This window comes from Lentzea sp. NPDC059081 (assembly GCF_042738015.1).
Taxonomy (GTDB): domain Bacteria; phylum Actinomycetota; class Actinomycetes; order Mycobacteriales; family Pseudonocardiaceae; genus Lentzea.
Genome location: NZ_JBHYGW010000011.1, coordinates 233,632 through 249,374 on the forward strand (window position 1 = coordinate 233,632; position 15,743 = coordinate 249,374).

Annotated in this window: 15 protein-coding genes and 1 tRNA gene; 3 read left to right on the forward strand and 13 right to left on the reverse strand. The window is 68.8% G+C overall.

Annotated elements, in window-relative coordinates; all coding sequences use genetic code 11:
• Nucleotides 1–6: 6 nt before the first annotated feature.
• The 8 genes from ACFWV3_RS25065 to ACFWV3_RS25100 form a co-directional block, all read right to left on the reverse strand.
• Complete coding sequence (locus ACFWV3_RS25065; RefSeq protein WP_382414180.1) at nt 7–300, reverse strand: hypothetical protein; 294 nt, start codon at nt 298–300, stop codon at nt 7–9.
• A 106-nt stretch (nt 301–406) separates the two neighbouring features.
• Nucleotides 407–877 (reverse strand): GNAT family N-acetyltransferase, encoded by a 471-nt coding sequence (locus tag ACFWV3_RS25070; protein WP_382414182.1) that lies wholly within the window; start codon nt 875–877, stop codon nt 407–409.
• Between the two features lie 13 nt (nt 878–890).
• Nucleotides 891–2,069: a cytochrome P450 gene (locus ACFWV3_RS25075; RefSeq protein WP_382414184.1), complete on the reverse strand. Its 1,179-nt coding sequence runs from the start codon at nt 2,067–2,069 to the stop codon at nt 891–893.
• 10 nt (nt 2,070–2,079) lie between these two features.
• Entirely contained in the window at nt 2,080–2,454 is a 375-nt protein-coding gene (locus ACFWV3_RS25080) for a hypothetical protein (RefSeq protein ID WP_382414186.1), read from the reverse strand.
• A gap of 418 nt (nt 2,455–2,872) precedes the next feature.
• A complete protein-coding gene (locus ACFWV3_RS25085; protein WP_382414188.1) occupies nt 2,873–3,775 on the reverse strand; it encodes a hypothetical protein in 903 nt (300 codons plus the stop codon).
• 285 nt (nt 3,776–4,060) lie between these two features.
• A tRNA-Val gene (locus ACFWV3_RS25090) sits at nt 4,061–4,135 on the reverse strand.
• 37 nt (nt 4,136–4,172) lie between these two features.
• Nucleotides 4,173–4,631, reverse strand: coding sequence for a peroxiredoxin (locus ACFWV3_RS25095; protein WP_382414190.1), 459 nt, complete (start codon nt 4,629–4,631; stop codon nt 4,173–4,175).
• Between the two features lie 58 nt (nt 4,632–4,689).
• Nucleotides 4,690–5,121 (reverse strand): DUF3052 domain-containing protein, encoded by a 432-nt coding sequence (locus tag ACFWV3_RS25100; protein WP_330851204.1) that lies wholly within the window; start codon nt 5,119–5,121, stop codon nt 4,690–4,692.
• Nucleotides 5,122–5,440: 319 nt separating this feature from the next.
• Between ACFWV3_RS25100 and aceE the strand changes: the two genes are divergently transcribed.
• The gene (gene aceE / locus ACFWV3_RS25105; protein ID WP_382414192.1) at nt 5,441–8,200 is read left to right on the forward strand and encodes a pyruvate dehydrogenase (acetyl-transferring), homodimeric type; all 2,760 of its coding nucleotides are present in this window, start codon (nt 5,441–5,443) and stop codon (nt 8,198–8,200) included.
• A gap of 48 nt (nt 8,201–8,248) precedes the next feature.
• On the opposite strand, the gene ACFWV3_RS25110 is transcribed toward aceE, so the two are convergent.
• Genes ACFWV3_RS25110 through ACFWV3_RS25120 form a run of 3 tightly spaced genes read right to left on the reverse strand, consistent with a single transcriptional unit; the run spans nt 8,249 to nt 11,303 of the window.
• On the reverse strand, nt 8,249–9,457 hold the full coding sequence (locus ACFWV3_RS25110; protein WP_382414194.1) for a GNAT family N-acetyltransferase: 1,209 nt from the start codon (nt 9,455–9,457) through the stop codon (nt 8,249–8,251).
• 50 nt (nt 9,458–9,507) lie between these two features.
• Entirely contained in the window at nt 9,508–10,683 is a 1,176-nt protein-coding gene (locus ACFWV3_RS25115) for a M14 family zinc carboxypeptidase (protein WP_382414196.1), read from the reverse strand.
• A complete protein-coding gene (locus ACFWV3_RS25120) occupies nt 10,680–11,303 on the reverse strand; it encodes a nicotinamide riboside transporter PnuC (RefSeq protein ID WP_382414197.1) in 624 nt (207 codons plus the stop codon). The genes ACFWV3_RS25115 and ACFWV3_RS25120 overlap by 4 nt, the downstream gene beginning before the upstream one ends.
• 55 nt (nt 11,304–11,358) lie before the next feature.
• Here ACFWV3_RS25120 and ACFWV3_RS25125 point away from each other — a divergent pair, with 55 nt between their 5' ends.
• Together ACFWV3_RS25125 and ACFWV3_RS25130 are read left to right on the forward strand one after the other, a co-directional pair.
• Entirely contained in the window at nt 11,359–12,462 is a 1,104-nt protein-coding gene (locus ACFWV3_RS25125) for a phytase (protein ID WP_382414199.1), read from the forward strand.
• Nucleotides 12,463–12,471: 9 nt separating this feature from the next.
• Nucleotides 12,472–13,512 carry a winged helix DNA-binding domain-containing protein gene (locus ACFWV3_RS25130; RefSeq protein ID WP_382414201.1) on the forward strand — a complete coding sequence of 347 codons (1,041 nt, stop codon included), beginning with the start codon at nt 12,472–12,474 and terminating at the stop codon, nt 13,510–13,512.
• Here ACFWV3_RS25130 and ACFWV3_RS25135 read toward each other — a convergent pair.
• Together ACFWV3_RS25135 and ACFWV3_RS25140 are read right to left on the reverse strand one after the other, a co-directional pair.
• Complete coding sequence (locus ACFWV3_RS25135; RefSeq protein WP_382414203.1) at nt 13,509–14,552, reverse strand: glucose-1-phosphate thymidylyltransferase; 1,044 nt, start codon at nt 14,550–14,552, stop codon at nt 13,509–13,511. The two genes, ACFWV3_RS25130 and ACFWV3_RS25135, sit on opposite strands and share 4 nt — an antisense overlap.
• A gap of 141 nt (nt 14,553–14,693) precedes the next feature.
• Entirely contained in the window at nt 14,694–15,464 is a 771-nt protein-coding gene (locus tag ACFWV3_RS25140) for a hypothetical protein (RefSeq protein ID WP_382414204.1), read from the reverse strand.
• Nucleotides 15,465–15,743: the final 279 nt, after the last annotated feature.

Genomic DNA, 15,743 nt, shown 5'->3' on the forward strand with positions numbered 1-15,743 from the left:
GCGACCTTACCGGTGAGTAGCGTTGCGGGACCCCATCAGCGACCCGATCAGCAGCAGCACGCCGACCCCGATCACCGGCAGCCCCCACAGCAGCCGGCGGTGCCTCAGGTCGGCGCAGATGTCCACGTACGCGGGACTGACGGCGGACGCCGCGGGTTCGTCGAACCCGAGCCCCAGACTGTTGCCGCACGGGATCAGCGCCCCGCTCGGCGCCTCGACGGCCAGCATCACCAACAGGATCGCGCCCCCGCCCAGGAGGAACGCGAGACCGACCACGACCGCGAACGTGCGCACCGACATGAACAAAAGTTACGTCTCATGTGGACTTCGTGATAGCCCTGGTCAGACGCTTTGGGGCTGATCCCCTAATCCCCCGCCGGCTGCTCTGAACGCCCCGGGGTTCCCACTATGCGAGCGAGAACCCGTAACGCTGCTCCACACGGCCGTGGCGCGGATGCGGCGCAGGGGCGCCGAGCTTGATCCATCCGAGGCGTTCGTACAGCCGCACGCCCCGCACGTTGTCGACGAAGACCATCAGCTCCGCCTTCCCGAACCCGCGTTCGGCCAACGCCTCCGGCAACGCCCGCAGCAACGCCTCGCCCACTCCCGTGCCCCACGCGGCGGGGTGCACGCCGACGTAGTTGACGAACGCGGTGCCGGCGTCCGTCTCTTTAGGACCACCGGCGAGGAACCCGGTCGCCTCGCCGCCGTCGTCCGCGATCAGCAGGAACGACGGCTCGTTCCGCAGCGCCTGCTCGACGCCCGGCCGCGCCTCTTCGAGCGCCGGAACGTCGTAGCCGTCCCGCGCGCTGACCGCGTGCGCCCAGATCAGCGCGGCCACGTCGACGTGCTCGGGTCCCCCTTGAACGATCTTCACACCGGCCAGCCTGTCAGCGCCGCAGCACGACGGGAAGCGATTTGAGGCTGACCATGATGTCGTTGTGCATCACGGGCGGCTGCGCGCTCCCGACGCGTTCGGCGTGTGGGAACCGGGCGACCAGGTGCCGCAGCACGGTCTCGGTCTCCAACCGGGCAAGCACCGACCCGAGGCAGAAATGCGGCCCGTACCCGAACGTCGCGTGCCCGGCCGTCCCCCGGTCGACCCGGTACACGGCCGCGTCGTCGTGCGCCTGCGGACACCGCCCGGCAGCGCCGAGGTTGATCAGCAGGATCGAGTTCGCGGGAACCGTGGTGCCGTCGATGTCGACGGGTTCGGTCGTGATGCGGTGCGTGGCGTGCCGGACCGGCGGGTTGTGCCGCAGCGTCTCCTCGACCAGCGCCGGCACCAGTTCCGGATCTTTCGCGACCCGCTCCCACAGACCGTGGTCCAACGCGTCGTGCACGACATTCGCGATAAGGCCCGCCGTCGTCTCGTGCCCCGCCACGACCAGAAGGAACGCCATCGCGATCAGTTCGTCGTGCGTCAGCCCGTCGTCCGCGGCGATCACGCCGAACAGCGAGTCCTCCTGCGGCGCCTTGATCAGTCCGTGGAAGTAGCCGGCCAACGCGTCGCTGGCGGGCTGCGACACCTCGGGGTCCATCGACATCATCGTCTCGATCAAGGTGCGAACTCGCGCGCGGTCTTCCTCCGGCACGCCCAGCACCTCACCGATGACGTGCAGCGGCATCGGCACCGCCAGCGCACCGACGAGGTCGACCACCTCGTTCTCCGGCAACCGCGCGACCAGCCCCGCGGTGATCTCCTCGACGCGGGGAGCGAGGTCGTGCACCGCCTGGTTGTTGAACGCCTTGCCCGCCCGCGCCCGCAACCGCGCGTGCCGAGGGTTGTCGCTGTTGAGCATGCTCGGCCCGAACAACCCGGCCAGATCCCCCGGCTCGGTCAGCTGGCGCTTCATCTCGCGCTGCAACGCTTCGCTGTCCTTGGAGAGCCGCTTGTCGGCGAGCAGTCGGCGCGTGAGCTCCAGCCCGACCGTGACCACCTTGACCCGCACCCCGTCGGGCCGTCTGGCGTCGTGCACGGGCCCAGCGGCCCGAGCCGCGTCCTCCACCCGGTGGTGGCCTCGCGCCAGGAAGTCGTCGCCGATCAACAGGGAGTGAGCATCGACCATGTCCCCGAGGCTAGGGGAACGAGTCGAGAACCTTGATCGTCCGCACCGAAGGCAACCTGGGTGGCGGAGCAGCTATGGCCTTTCGACCCAGAACCCACTCGGGCAGGTGGTGCTGCAACGCCGCCCGCCCCCGCGCCGTGATGTCGACAGGCGCCGCCATCCCGTGCTCCGCGGGCTTCTCCGGCCGCTCCCACGTGATCCAGTGCCGCTGGTGCAACACCTCGAGGTCGTCGGCGTCCCACTGCTTGGCCGGCCGGTGCTCCAGGTACCAGCTGGTGGCGCCGCGGTGCACGCCACCCTGTTCGGCGAGGGCGAGGAGCTTGATCTGCTCCTGGGTGACTTCCGCGGGGACAGGAGGCTTGGCGGCCTTGGCCTTGCGTCTCACAGGTGGTCGTCCTCCGGCGCGGCGAGTCCGAACGTCACGGCAGCACGTAAAAGTACGGGACCGAGGTGGAGCGTTCCAGGTGGTCTTGGACACCGTGCATTTCTTCGGCGGTTCGAGCGCGCCGGAAGAATGCCCTGAGTGAGGCTCCGGCCACCCCGTGTACAACGAGTAACGAACTACTCCGCCCGCTAGATACAAGTAGTCACCCGCGAGGTATCAGGTTCGAGTAGAATTCCGCGCCTCCCGTGGCCTATCGTTCGCCGCATCCGAGCGAACCCGGCGCTCCACCGGCCGGCGAGCAAGATGAGGACACAGCTACTCGCAGGCGCTGCGGTAGCAACCCGAACAGGAGAAACACCCCAATGGGCGGCAGCACCGAAGGTGACGACTAGAAGTCGCACCGAGGCCCGCGTCGCCATTACCGGGACGCGGGCCTCGCCAGGTCCAGGCGCATGCCGAAGTTCTTCTTGGGCGTGAGCCCCTTGCCCCGGAACGTGAACGTCCGGCGGCCTTCGTCGTCTTTCCCCACCGTCACCGAGAAGCCTGGATCAGGCTCGTCGAAGCCGACGGTCGCGTGGTAGGCGTTGTACCCCAGCGGAAGCACCACGGTGTGTTCGATGGCGTCCGACGGCATCAGTCCCGTGAAGCGGAACGCGAACGGCTCGGTGGCGCCGTCACGCATGAACGCCGCGACCTTGCCCGGCCAGAACCGCTCGATCTCGATGTCGATCTTCCCACCCCTCCGCACGGGCTCGTGGAAGTGGACGAACGAGTTCAGCCGCCCGTCGGTACCCCAGGACATGGTCACCTCCCACCGGGGCCCCGGCTCGCCGTTGACAGCGATGGGACGTGCGTCCACCTTCACCCTGCGCTGCTGACGCCGGGACATCGGCTGGTTGCCCTCACCACCGCCCGCCCGGAACCGCAGGAAGTACACCTGGCGCCTCTCCGCGACCGCATTGATGCGCAGGATCTCGCGCACGTCCCCGTTCGGCTGGACGAACGTGGTCTGCTTCCACAGCGTGATGCGGATGAGCGGTCCACCGCGGTGTTCGACGATGAAATTGCAGTACCGGCCGAGGAACTTCTTGTGCGAGTCGTACTTCTTCCGCAGCCTCCTCCGGTCCGCGAGCAGCAGAAGAATCACCGAAATCACGAAGAGAGCAATCGCGACGAACCCGCCGCCACGAACAACCGAACTCCCCAGCACCGTGCCGAGCAGGCCGGCGAATCCCATGAGGCCGACAACAGCCCTGACAACCGCCGTCGAGTCCTCGCGCTGCAGGTAGTCGTCGAGCCACTCAAGAAAGCTGTTGAGCACGGCGCCCTCCCTTCGTGGCGTTGGTCAGCCACTCCTCGCCGCGCCACTCCGCACGCGCGCCAGCCAATCAGGGTAAGTCGCGATTGGTCGAAAAAGGCTGGTACGTTCGGGTGCGGCAGTCCGGTCACCGACCGTTCGAAAGAAGAATTTCAATGCCAAATGCAGGACACGGACGAAATCGTTACAGCTCCGCCGCGCCGGAGTGACTGCGAACCGAGCCGATCGTCACCGGAAAAGCCCAACGCGCTCCACGAAACTTGTTCGGGTGCGAACTCCACAATTCACTGGTGGGCGCGACAGGGATCGAACCTGCGACCGCTCGGGTGTAAACCGAGTGCTCTTCCGCTGAGCTACACGCCCCACTCCCACGCCCCACCACGAGGACGCAGGACCTACATCATGCCCGAAGCGAGGCCACAGCCTGCTTCCACCCACCCTGGTCCCGAGCCTCCCCGGGAGACCTGACCTCAGCGAACCGCACCACACCGCCGACGTCCACCAAAAATGTCCCCCGCACGGCCATCCCGGACGCGGAGTTGAACACCCCGTACGACGACGCGACCGCCCCGTGCGGCCAGAAGTCCGACAGCAGCGGGAACTGGTACGACTCCTGCAGAGCCCAGGCCTTCAGCGCATACGGCGTGTCCACGGACACCCCCAGCACCTGGACGCCGTCATACACGTCGAACTCGTCCCGCAGCTGGCAGAGCTCCCCACGACAGATGCCGGAGAACGCGAACGGGAAGAAGACCAGCAGCACGCCCGAGGAGCCGCGGAACGACGACAGCGTCACGGGCTGCTTGTTGTAGTCCTTGAGCGTGAAGTCCGGGGCTTCCGAACCGACGTCGACCACCATGAGTCCTCCGGCACGCGGACGGACTCCACGGGCGACCGGTGCCGCCCGTGGAGCGGTGTCAGCGCTTGGCCTTGGCGGACTTCGGCCACACCAGGCGGGTGCCGGCCCAGTCGTCGGCCACGCTGATGTTCGAGGTCTGCGAGAGGCCCGCGGTGGGTACGGCCTCGGCGATGTCCGAGGGCTCCACGTGGCCGGGGCGGCCGGTCTTCGGGGTGAGAACCCAGATCACGCCGTCCTCGGCGAGCACCCCGGTGGCCTCGAGCAGAGCGTCGACCAGGTCGCCGTCGTCCTCTCGCCACCAGAGCAGCACGACGCTCACGGTCTCGTCGGCGTCCTCGTCGAGGATGTCACCGCCGATCTGCTCTTCGACGGCGGCACGGAGGTTGTCGTCGACATCCTCGTCCCAGCCGAGCTCTTGGACGACCATGCCCGATTCGATCCCGAGCTTCTCGGCGACGCCGATCTTGCCGGCGTCTTCCGCGGCGACCACGGTTTTCACTCCTCCAACTACGCAAGAGCGACAGCCTTGAAGACTGCCGCCAAGTCGACTACCTCGGGCTAGCGAACACTGTCAGCTACCTCCGGCGCAACTGTTGACCACGTGACACGCCGTAACAGGCCCCCCTGTGCACACACCTACACTGGCATGAGGCACGCTCTCTATACCTCTTATCGCGCGCGCGTGAGCGACACGATCCAGAACTACCGATCAGTAGCGATGACGAAGTCGTCGCGCAAGGACAACGATAGGAGCGCGTGGCACGGTTTCCGGGCCACGCGAGTACCGCCAACGAAGCCGAGGAGACACCTTGAGCCCGCAGAACACAGGCCCCGAGCGGGTACGTGTCATTCGCGACGGACTGGCAGCTCACCTGCCCGACATCGACCCAGAAGAGACGTCGGAGTGGCTCGAGTCGTTCGACGAGGTCCTCAAGGGCGGTGGCCAGCAGCGGGCGCGGTACCTGATGCTGCGTCTGCTGGAGCGTGCGCGTGAGAACCACGTCGGCATGCCCTCGCTGACCAGCACCGACTACGTCAACACCATCCCCACCGAGCGGGAGCCGTGGTTCCCCGGTGACGAGGAGGTGGAGCGCCGTTACCGTGCGTGGATCCGGTGGAACGCCGCGATGACGGTGCACCGCGCGCAGCGGCCCGGCGTGGGTGTCGGTGGCCACATCTCCACGTACGCGTCCAGCGCGTCGCTGTACGAGGTCGGCTTCAACCACTTCTTCCGCGGCAAGAACCACCCCGGCGGCGGCGACCAGATCTTCATCCAGGGCCACGCCTCGCCCGGTGTCTACGCCCGCGCGTTCCTCGAGGGCCGGCTGTCCGAGCACCAGCTCGACGGCTTCCGCCAGGAGTACTCGCACGCCGGTCCGGGTGGCGGCCTGCCGTCGTACCCGCACCCGCGCCTGATGCCGGACTTCTGGGAGTTCCCCACGGTCTCCATGGGCATCGGCCCGATGAACGCGATCTACCAGGCGCGGTTCAACCGCTACCTGCGCGACCGCGGCTTCAAGGACACGTCCGACCAGCACGTGTGGGCGTTCCTCGGCGACGGCGAGATGGACGAGCCGGAGTCGCGCGGCCTGCTCCAGCTCGCCGCGAACGAGCAGCTCGACAACCTCACGTTCGTCGTCAACTGCAACCTGCAGCGCCTCGACGGGCCGGTGCGCGGCAACGGCAAGATCATCCAGGAGCTCGAGTCGTTCTTCCGGGGTGCCGGCTGGAACGTCATCAAGGTCGTCTGGGGCCGCGAGTGGGACGCGCTGCTGCACGCCGACCGCGACGGCGCGCTCGTCAACCTGATGAACAACACGCCCGACGGCGACTACCAGACGTACAAGGCCAACGACGGCGCGTACGTCAAGGAGCACTTCTTCGGCCGTGACCCGCGCACGAAGGCCCTCGTCGACGCCATGAGCGACGACGAGGTGTGGAACCTCAAGCGCGGCGGCCACGACTACCGCAAGGTCTACGCGGCCTACAAGGCGGCGACCGAGACCGTCGGCCAGCCCACCGTCATCCTCGCCAAGACCATCAAGGGCTACTCGCTCGGCCCGCACTTCGCGGCCCGCAACGCGACGCACCAGATGAAGAAGATGACCCTGGACGACCTCAAGGGCTTCCGCGACAGCCTGCGCATCCCGATCTCGGACGCGCAGCTCGAGGCCGACCCGTACCTGCCGCCGTACTACCACCCCGGGCAGGACTCGGCGGAGATCCAGTACATGCAGGAACGCCGTCGCCAGCTCGGCGGGTTCGTGCCGGAGCGCCGCACCAAGTCCAAGGCGCTGGTGCTGCCGGGCGACAAGGTCTACGAAGGCGTGCGCCGCGGGTCCGGCAAGCAGGAGGTCGCCACCACGATGGCGTTCGTCCGGCTCGTCCGCGACCTCGCGAAGGACCCGGAGATCGGCCCGCGCATCGTGCCGATCATCCCGGACGAGGCACGAACGTTCGGCATGGACTCCATGTTCCCGACGCAGAAGATCTACAACCCGAACGGCCAGGCGTACACGTCGGTGGACGCCAACCTGATGCTCGCCTACAAGGAGTCCGAGCAGGGCCAGATCCTGCACGAGGGCATCAACGAGGCGGGGTCCACGGCGTCGTTCACGGCGGTCGGCACGTCCTACGCCACGCAGGGCGAGCCGATGATCCCGATCTACATCTTCTACTCGATGTTCGGCTTCCAGCGCACGGGCGACGGCCTGTGGGCGGCGGCGGACCAGATGGCGCGCGGCTTCGTGCTCGGCGCCACCGCGGGCCGCACCACGCTGACCGGTGAGGGCCTGCAGCACGCCGACGGCCACTCGCTGCTGCTGGCGCACACGAACCCGGCCGTGGTCGCCTACGACCCGGCGTGGTCGTTCGAGGTGGCGCACATCGTCAAGGACGGTCTGCGCAGGATGTACGGCGAGAACGCCGAGAACATCTTTTACTACATGACGGTCTACAACGAGCCGTACGTGCAGCCGGCCGAGCCGGAGGGCCTGGACGTCGAAGGCCTCCTGCGGGGCCTCTACAAGTACCAGGACGGCCCGCAGACGTCCGGCCCGCGCGCCCAGATCCTCGGCAGCGGCGTGGGCCTCCCGTGGGCTCTCAAGGCGCAGCAGATGCTGGCCGACGAGTGGGGCGTCTCCGCGGACGTGTGGTCCGCCACGTCGTACTCGGAGCTGCGCCGCGACGCCGTGGAGACCGATCGCCACAACCTGCTGCACCCGGACGCCGAGCCGCGCGTGCCGTACGTGACGCAGGTGCTGAAGGACGTGCAGGGCCCGGTCGTCGCCGTGTCCGACTGGGCGTCGGCGATCCCGGACCTGATCCGCCCGTACGTCCCGACCGACATGACGACCCTGGGCACGGACGGCTTCGGCTTCTCCGACACCCGCCCGGCCGCCCGCCGCCACTTCCTGGTGGACGCGGAGTCCGTCGTCGTCGCCACGCTGGCCGCACTGGCCAAGCGCGGCGAGGTCGAGCAGTCGAAGGTCGTCGAGGCGGCCCGCAAGTACCGCATCGACGACGTGCAGGCGGCCGGCCCGTCCACGTCGGACGCGGGCCTCGCGTAGTCACATCCACGGGAAGGGGCCGCTCCGCACCGCGCGGGGCGGCCCTTTTCACGCCCTGAGGGCGTACTCGGTGAACTGACCGGCGATGGTGAACCCCAGACGCCGGTAGACGCCCTCACCGTCCTCAGAAGCCTGTAGAACCGCGATCCGGTATCCCTCGGCCCGTGCGGTGCGCAATGCGGCGAGCGTGACCGCACCGCCATAGCCCCGACGACGGTCCGTGGCGAGCGTCGCGATGTTGTAGATCCCGGCGACACCGGCGTGCAGGAACACCTCCGCCGTGCACACGGCACGACCGTCCACATACCCGACGAGGTAGCGCGCCTGACTGTCCAACGCATACGGCGCGGCGTCGGCGTAGAAGCGACGGACCGTGGCGGCGGGCGGATCCCAGTTCGCCGCCAGGACCTCCGCGTAGTCCGCGAGCTCCGCCTCCGTGGTCACGCGGCGGATCTCCAGCCCGCCGACGACCTGTTCGGGCAGGGCGGCGTCGGCGAGGTCCAGCCACATCGCGGCCTCGGTCTCCGACGGATGCCCCAGCACCAGGCCGAGCCCGGCGGGCGTCGAGGCGGGACCGACCCACCAGGAGAACGGGCGGCCGGTCGCCTGCACCGCGCGCACGGTCCCTGCGACGCGGGTGGTCACATCCTCCGGGGTGAACCGGGCGGCCGCGACGACGTTGAACGTGTCGTCGTCCAGCCCGCTGTCCGCGATCACCACGTCCCCGTGGTCGGTCACGGTCGCGCCGTCGAGGTGCTGGTGCAGGTGGCACGCGTGCTCGGCGAGGTTGCGCTCCATGCTCGTGAGCAGGGTCGTGTCGATCAGGCGCAGCGCGTCGTCGTCGTTGGCGTGGTTGTACTCGTCGGCATCGAGTTCGGCACCGACGTCGGCGAGGAACGCGAGCACCGGCGCCGGGAGGTACCAGCCGACGGGTGCGTCCGCCACGCCCGGCGAGGTGTCGGAGTTGAAGTAGCGCACCAGTTGCAGGACCGCCACGACCTCCGGGCCGGCGGTGAGGGCGACGAGCTCGTCGCGGACGGGCAGGAGCCGGTCGACGAGGTGCCGGACCTGCTCGCCGGCCTGCTCGCCACCGCGCCGGAAGATCTTCCACGCGTGCACGGACGGCACGTCGAGCTCCACGCTCCTGCTGCCCCGCACGACCGCCTCGTCCGGTTCGAGGCCGAGGCGCCGCGTCATCTCGGCCGCGGGAACGGTCAGGCTCTTCAGGGCGAAGTAGGCGTACTGCTCCAGGCGCACGCCGCCATCGGACCACCTCGTCCCGACCGTCCGCGACCGGTTTTACCGGGTCAGCACTGCGCGACGGGCCGTGCGGCGATCAGCGGCTCGTCGGCACGCGCGTCGAGCAGCAACGGGATGATCGACCGCGCCTCCTGCCTCAGCGGCACGATCCGGTCGCCACCCCGCAGGTACTGCGACGTGATCCCGTGCAACGCCAGCTCGTCCTGCACCTCGACGACCTGCGCCCCGGTCAGCACGTACCCGCACGGCGCGGGAACCACGTCAGCGGGATCGGGGGCCTCGTTGTCCGCGCCACCGAAGTAGACCGGCCCGGAACGCACGGCGCGCGACGCGGCGTTCGCGGCCTCGATCCCCGCCTGGTTGTCCCGCACGAACGCCTGCGTGCCGTCCAGGGCCTTCAGGTGCGACTCGACGCGGAACGCGGGGGTCCCGGAGGTGTTCGTCTCGACCAGCAGACCCATGCCGTGCTTCAGACCTCCGGTGTTGCGCAGGATCCGTTCCTGGCCGTCACCGGCGACCTGCCGGACGGGTTCTCCGGTCACCGGGTCGACGTAGATGCCGTAGACACCGGACGTGCGCCCAGCGGCCTCGACGGACGGCCGCACGTACGACCGCGACAACGTCTCGGACAGGTCGTGCACACCAGGAGCGACGTTGAGGTTGCGCGGCCACAGCCACAGCGCGTCCTTCACGTAGTAGGGCGCGGACGGCCCGAACTCGTGCAGGTCGTGGATCACGTCGGGCTGCCAGTCGCGGATCACGGCGGCCATCGCGCGCGCCTCCGCGGTGCGCAGCAGCAGGTGGTCGCGGTTGATGTCGATGCCGGCGGAGTTGCCGCGGGTGTTGGCCACCCGTCCGTCCGGGTTGGCGTTCGGCACGAACAGGTACGTGACCGACGACGTGCGCGGCAGCGAACGCATGCGGATCAGGCACGCCTCGCGGCCCGCGGGTTCGTTGCCGTGCTGGGAGCAGAGGAAGAGCACCACGGTGCGCGCCGACCGGGGGCCGACGCGCACGAGCTGGATCGGACGGCCCTGGGTCGTGACGCCGATCTGCGAGATCGGGAGGTCCAGGGCACGCAGGTAGGTCTGTTCCTCGGCCTCGGTCGTCCAGGCACCGGTCTTCTCGAAACCGGTGCGTGGAGGCTCGGACGACACAGCCGCGACAGCGGGCTGAGGAACCAGGAACGAAGCAGCAGCCAGGAATGCGACAAGTCCCCTCATAGGGGAGACTTTGCCGCCTGTGTCAACCGCCGGGCCGTGCGGTTCCAGTCGACGAAGCCGTGGATGACGAGCCCGGCGAAGATCAGGTAGACGAACGCGCTGAAGTACAGGCCCGACTGGATCTGCAACGGCACGCCGACGGCGTCGACCACCAGCCACACCAGCCAGAACTCCACCAGCCCCAGGCCCTGCAGCGCGAACGCCAGCACGGTGCCGACGAAGATCGCGGCGTCCGGCCACGGCGCCCACGAGGCGTCCAGCCAGTCCAGGACCAGCGCGAACGCGATGGTGCCCGCGACGAAGACACCGGCCACCGCACCGCGTTCCAGCCAGGAGCCCTTCCTGACCACGACGCCGAAGACCGGGTCACGCCGCTTCACCCACGCGTACCAGCCGTAGAGGGCGATCAGGCCCACGACGATCTGCCGCGTGGCGAGACCGCCGAGGTGCGAGGACATGTACACCGTGAACAGCAGGGCGACGGAGACCAGCTGGACCGGCCACGTCAGCAGCGACCGGCGTTGCGCGAGGAACACCACCGCGAGCGCCAGGACCTGCCCGAACAGCTCCGTGTACGCGATCTTCTGCCCGAAGATCGTCAATCCCGTCTCGTACCACACGGCTTGTTCCCCCGCGGTTCAGTCGCAGTACACCGGTGTTTCCTACGGTCCCACCATGTCACCTTCCTCAGCACTCGCGCTCGTCCCTTTGTTCCTCACGGCGCCCGCGACGCCCGTCATCACCCCGACGGTCATCACCCCGACGGTCGTCACGCAGACGTTCGCGGAGCCGGCGGACGCGGACGACCCGGCCATCTGGGTGAACCCCCGCAACGCGGACCGCAGTGTGGTCCTGGGCACGCTCAAGGAAGGCGGCCTCGCGGCGTTCGACCTGAACGGCCGCACGATCACCGTGCACCCCGCGCCGCAGCCGCCGACGCCGGACGCCAAGCCCGGCCGGTTCAACAACGTCGACGTGCTCGGCGACCTGGCGTTCGTCAGCGACCGCGGCCGTGACCGGATCCGGGTGTTCCAAGTGGACGAACGCGGCGTGCGGGACGTCACGAACCCCGCCACCAAGCCGGTGTTCAGCAGGACGGAGGCCGAGGTCGACGACCAGCACACCGTCTACGGCCTGGCCGCCGGGAAGGTCAACGGCAAGGACGTCGTCGTCACCAGCCGCCGCAACGAGACGAGCATCGCGCTGCTGCAGGTCGTCAAGGGCCTGAACTACAACACGAGGAAGGTGTCCACTCTGGACCTCCCCAGCACCTTCACCCTGCCGGACGGCCGGAGCTGGACGGTGTGCGGCGAGCCCGGCGAGGGGCCGCAGGTCGAGGGCATGGTGATCGACGAACGCACGAACACCCTCTACGCGGCGCAGGAGGACGTCGGAATCTGGCGCATCCCGCTGCGTTCCAACGGTTTCGGCCAGCCGCAGCTCGTCGACAAGGTCCGCACGTGGGGCGCGCCGCAGAAGTACAACCCGGATACCGAGGAGTGCGAGGCCGACGGCCCGAACCCCGGCTTCGGCGGCAAGTGGCTCGAAGCCGACGCCGAGGGTCTGACGATCGCGGACGACGTGCTGCTCGCGTCCAGCCAGGGCGACTCGCGGTTCGTCGCCTACCGCAAGGCGGACATGAAGCCGCTCAAGGACTTCCGGGTCAAGGACGTCGAGCACTCCGACGGCGCCGACATCGTCCTCGGCAAGCTCAACCTGCTCGTGGTCCACGACGGCGAACGTCCGGACGGCACCGGTTTCGCGTTCATCAGGTTCTAACCTGTCCCGATGGGGACGCTGAACCAGGACCAGCTGAACAGGGCGCTGATCGAACGCCAGCTGCTGCGCGAGCGCGCCGACACGAGTGCGCTCGCCACCATCGAGCACCTCGTCGGCATCCAGGCCCAGGAACCGAAGTCGCCGTACGTGGGCCTGTGGACCCGTATCACCGACTTCCGGCCGCAGGAGCTCGAAGACCTGCTCACCAGCCGGCAGGCCGTCCGCCTGCTGCTGATGCGCGGCACGATCCACCTGGTCAGCGCCGGGGACGCGCTGGGACTGCGGCCGCACACCCAGCTCAAGCTCGACCGCGAGCTGCAGAGCGGTCCCTTCGCGAGCCGGTTGAAAGGCCTCGACTTCGACGACGTCGCCGAGGCGGGCCGCAAGATCCTCGACGACCTGCCGCAGGGCACCGCGGACGCCGGCAAGCAGCTCAAGGAACGCTGGCCCGACCGCGAGCACACCGTCCTCGGCAACGCCCTGCGCAACAAGCTCGCCCTCGTCCAGCTCCCGCCACGAGGCCTGTGGCACACGAGCGGCAGAGCCGTCTGCACCACGGTCGAGAACTGGCTCGGCCGGCCGCAGAACGCCATGGACAAAGAGGAGCTCGTCCTGCGCTACCTGAAGGCGTTCGGCCCGGCCACGGTCATGGACGCCCAGCAGTGGTCCGGCCTCACCAGGCTCGCGGCCACGTTCGAGGCACTCCGCCCGAAGCTCGTGACCTTCCGGAACGAGGCCGGCAAGGAGCTGTTCGACCTGCCCGGCGCCCCGCGCCCCGACCCGGACACCCCGCTGCCCGTGCGGCTGCTGCCCGAGTTCGACAACATCCTGCTCGCCCACGCCGACCGCAGGCGGGTCATCGCCGACGACCGGCTCGGCGTCGTCATCGGCGGCAAGCCCACGGTCCTCGTCGACGGCTACGTGGTCGCGACCTGGGCACTCACCAAGGAACGCACGATCACGGTCGAGTACATCGACACGCTGCCCAGGAGCAGGCAGAAGGCGGTCGCCGAGGAGTGCGACCGCCTTCAGGACTGGGTGCGGAGCTAGGCCGCCACGTCGACGTGCGCGCCGTCCCCGACGACCAGCCGGTGCTGGCGCGCCGACCCGACGCGGGCCCGGCGGCCGATCAACGACGTCTCGATCCCGGACACGTTGTGCACGGACGCCTCGTTCAGCACGATCGAGTCGGCCACCCCGGACTCGACGATCCGGCAGTCCGCGCCGATCGACGTGTACGGGCCGATGATCGACTCCTCGACCAGCGTGCCGGCGCCGATGATCGCGGGCCCGACGATGCACGACCGCACCACGCGGGCGCCCTCCTCGACGACGACGTCACCGATCAGCCGCGACTCGTCGTCGACGATGCCCTGGATGTCCGTGCGCAGCCCCATCAGCAGCTCGCGGTTGCACTCCAGCACGTCCTCGACCTTCGCGGTGTCCTTCCAGAACCCCGAGTAGATCCGCGCCCGCACGTCGCGCTCGTTGGAGACGAGCCACTGCAGCGCGTCGGTGATCTCGAACTCGCCGCGCCACGACGGCTCGATCGCGTCGACGGCGGCGTGGATCGCGGGCGTGAAGAAGTAGACGCCGATCATCGCGAGGTCGCTGCGGGGCTCCTGCGGGTGCTCGATCAGGCGCGTCACGCGCGAGTTCTCGTCCACCTCGGCGACGCCGTAGAGCCGCGGGTCCTCGACCTTGTCCACGAGCACCTGCGCGGACGGCCGCAGGCGCGCGAACTCGTCGGCGATCTGCCCGATGCCCTCGGTGAGCACGTTGTCGCCCAGGTACATCACGAAGTCGTCGTCGCCGAGGAACGGCCGCGCGATCCGCACGCAGTGGGCGAGCCCCAGCGGCAGGTCCTGCTTGATGTAGGTGATCGACACGCCCAGGTACGACCCGTCGCCGAACAGCTCGGAGATCTCCTGGCCGCCGTCGCCGACGACGATGCCGATCTCGGTGATCCCGACGTCCCTCAGGTTCTCGACCACGTACTCGAGCACCGGCTTGTTCGCGATGGGAACGATCTGCCGGGGTATCGAGTATCCGGCGGGGCGCACGCCCGCGGACAGCACAAGGGCTTTCATAGGTCCTCCACCGCGACGGAACAGTTCGGGTGGAGACGAGGCTCCGGCGGCCCGCTGGACCACAGGTGGAGAAACCCCGGAACACGAGGAAGGGGCCCCGCGCGGCATGTTTGCGCGGGGCCCCTCCCTGGAAAACGAGAACTACCTCTCGGACATCGGGGTGCCCGACGGAGGCGTCGGCATGTCGCTCATCCGGCCACCCACGGTGGACGGCATCTCCTGCGACGCGCGCGGCATCGGCGACTGGGCCTGCGCCTCGTCCTGCACGCGGGTCAGCCAGCCCTCCCAGCGCTGCTGCATCGGGCGGACCAGGCCGCCACCCACGCCGATGATGACGACGCCGGCGACGGTGGCGAGAACGGCGATCAGGACCGGCATGGTCACCGAGATCGCGATGCCCAGCTGGTTCAGCGCCGCGATGACGCCGAGCGCCATGACGAAGCCGTAGGTGATGTTGCCCAGCATCTTCGTGTACGAGCGCTGGCCCAGCGCCCCCATCACGAGACCCTTCAGCGCGGTGCCGATGGCCGACGCGACGATCACGAGCACCAGGGCGACGACGATGCGCGGCAGGTACGCGATGACCTCGTTGAGCAGCGTGCTGACCGGGTTCGAGGCGCCGAAGACGCCGAACGCCAGCTGCAGCGCGATCAGCAGCACGAAGTAGTACACGATCTTGGCGATCAGCCCGGACGCGTCCATCGACGACTGGCGCATGGCGCCGTTCAGGCCGGAGCGGTCGACGAGCTTCTCGAAGCCGACGCGCTTGAGCAGGAACTGGACCCCCTTGGCCAGAGCCTTGGCGATGAACCAGCCGATGACCAGGACGAGCAGGAAGCCGAGCAGCTTCGGCACGAACGTGGCCACCATCGCCCACGCCTGGCCCAGGCCCTCGGTGATTTGCGAGCCCACGGGCCCTCCTAGAACGAAGTTGCGGTGAGTGAAGATCGGACCGCGTGATCGTTTCGCGGATGATCTCGCCCCACAACCATGACACCGCTACACGAAAGGGTGGCTGACGTGGATTTTTGTCTCAGCACAGTCCAGAGTGGAACCACCGGTGGGGACCGGGGAGAGGGAAGCGGCCCCCCCCCCCCCTTGCGGGGGCTTCCCCCCCCCCCGTCCCCTTGCGCCAGGGCTCTCCAGGACGCCCAGCGCCCCCCCCACGGCCATCGAGGTAGGGCTGGACGT

Excerpts from the sequence above, each read along its gene's own strand:
- ACFWV3_RS25065 (WP_382414180.1), bottom strand. The coding sequence starts at position 300 with ATGTCGGTGCGCACGTTCGCGGTCGTGGTCGGTCTCGCGTTCCTCCTG.
- ACFWV3_RS25075 (WP_382414184.1), bottom strand. The coding sequence starts at position 2,069 with ATGGTCGATGCTCACTCCCTGTTGATCGGCGACGACTTCCTGGCGCGA.
- ACFWV3_RS25095 (WP_382414190.1), bottom strand. The coding sequence starts at position 4,631 with ATGGTGGTCGACGTCGGTTCGGAAGCCCCGGACTTCACGCTCAAGGAC.
- ACFWV3_RS25115 (WP_382414196.1), bottom strand. The coding sequence starts at position 10,683 with ATGAGGGGACTTGTCGCATTCCTGGCTGCTGCTTCGTTCCTGGTTCCT.
- ACFWV3_RS25125 (WP_382414199.1), top strand. The coding sequence starts at position 11,359 with ATGTCACCTTCCTCAGCACTCGCGCTCGTCCCTTTGTTCCTCACGGCG.
- ACFWV3_RS25130 (WP_382414201.1), top strand. The coding sequence starts at position 12,472 with ATGGGGACGCTGAACCAGGACCAGCTGAACAGGGCGCTGATCGAACGC.
- ACFWV3_RS25135 (WP_382414203.1), bottom strand. The coding sequence starts at position 14,552 with ATGAAAGCCCTTGTGCTGTCCGCGGGCGTGCGCCCCGCCGGATACTCG.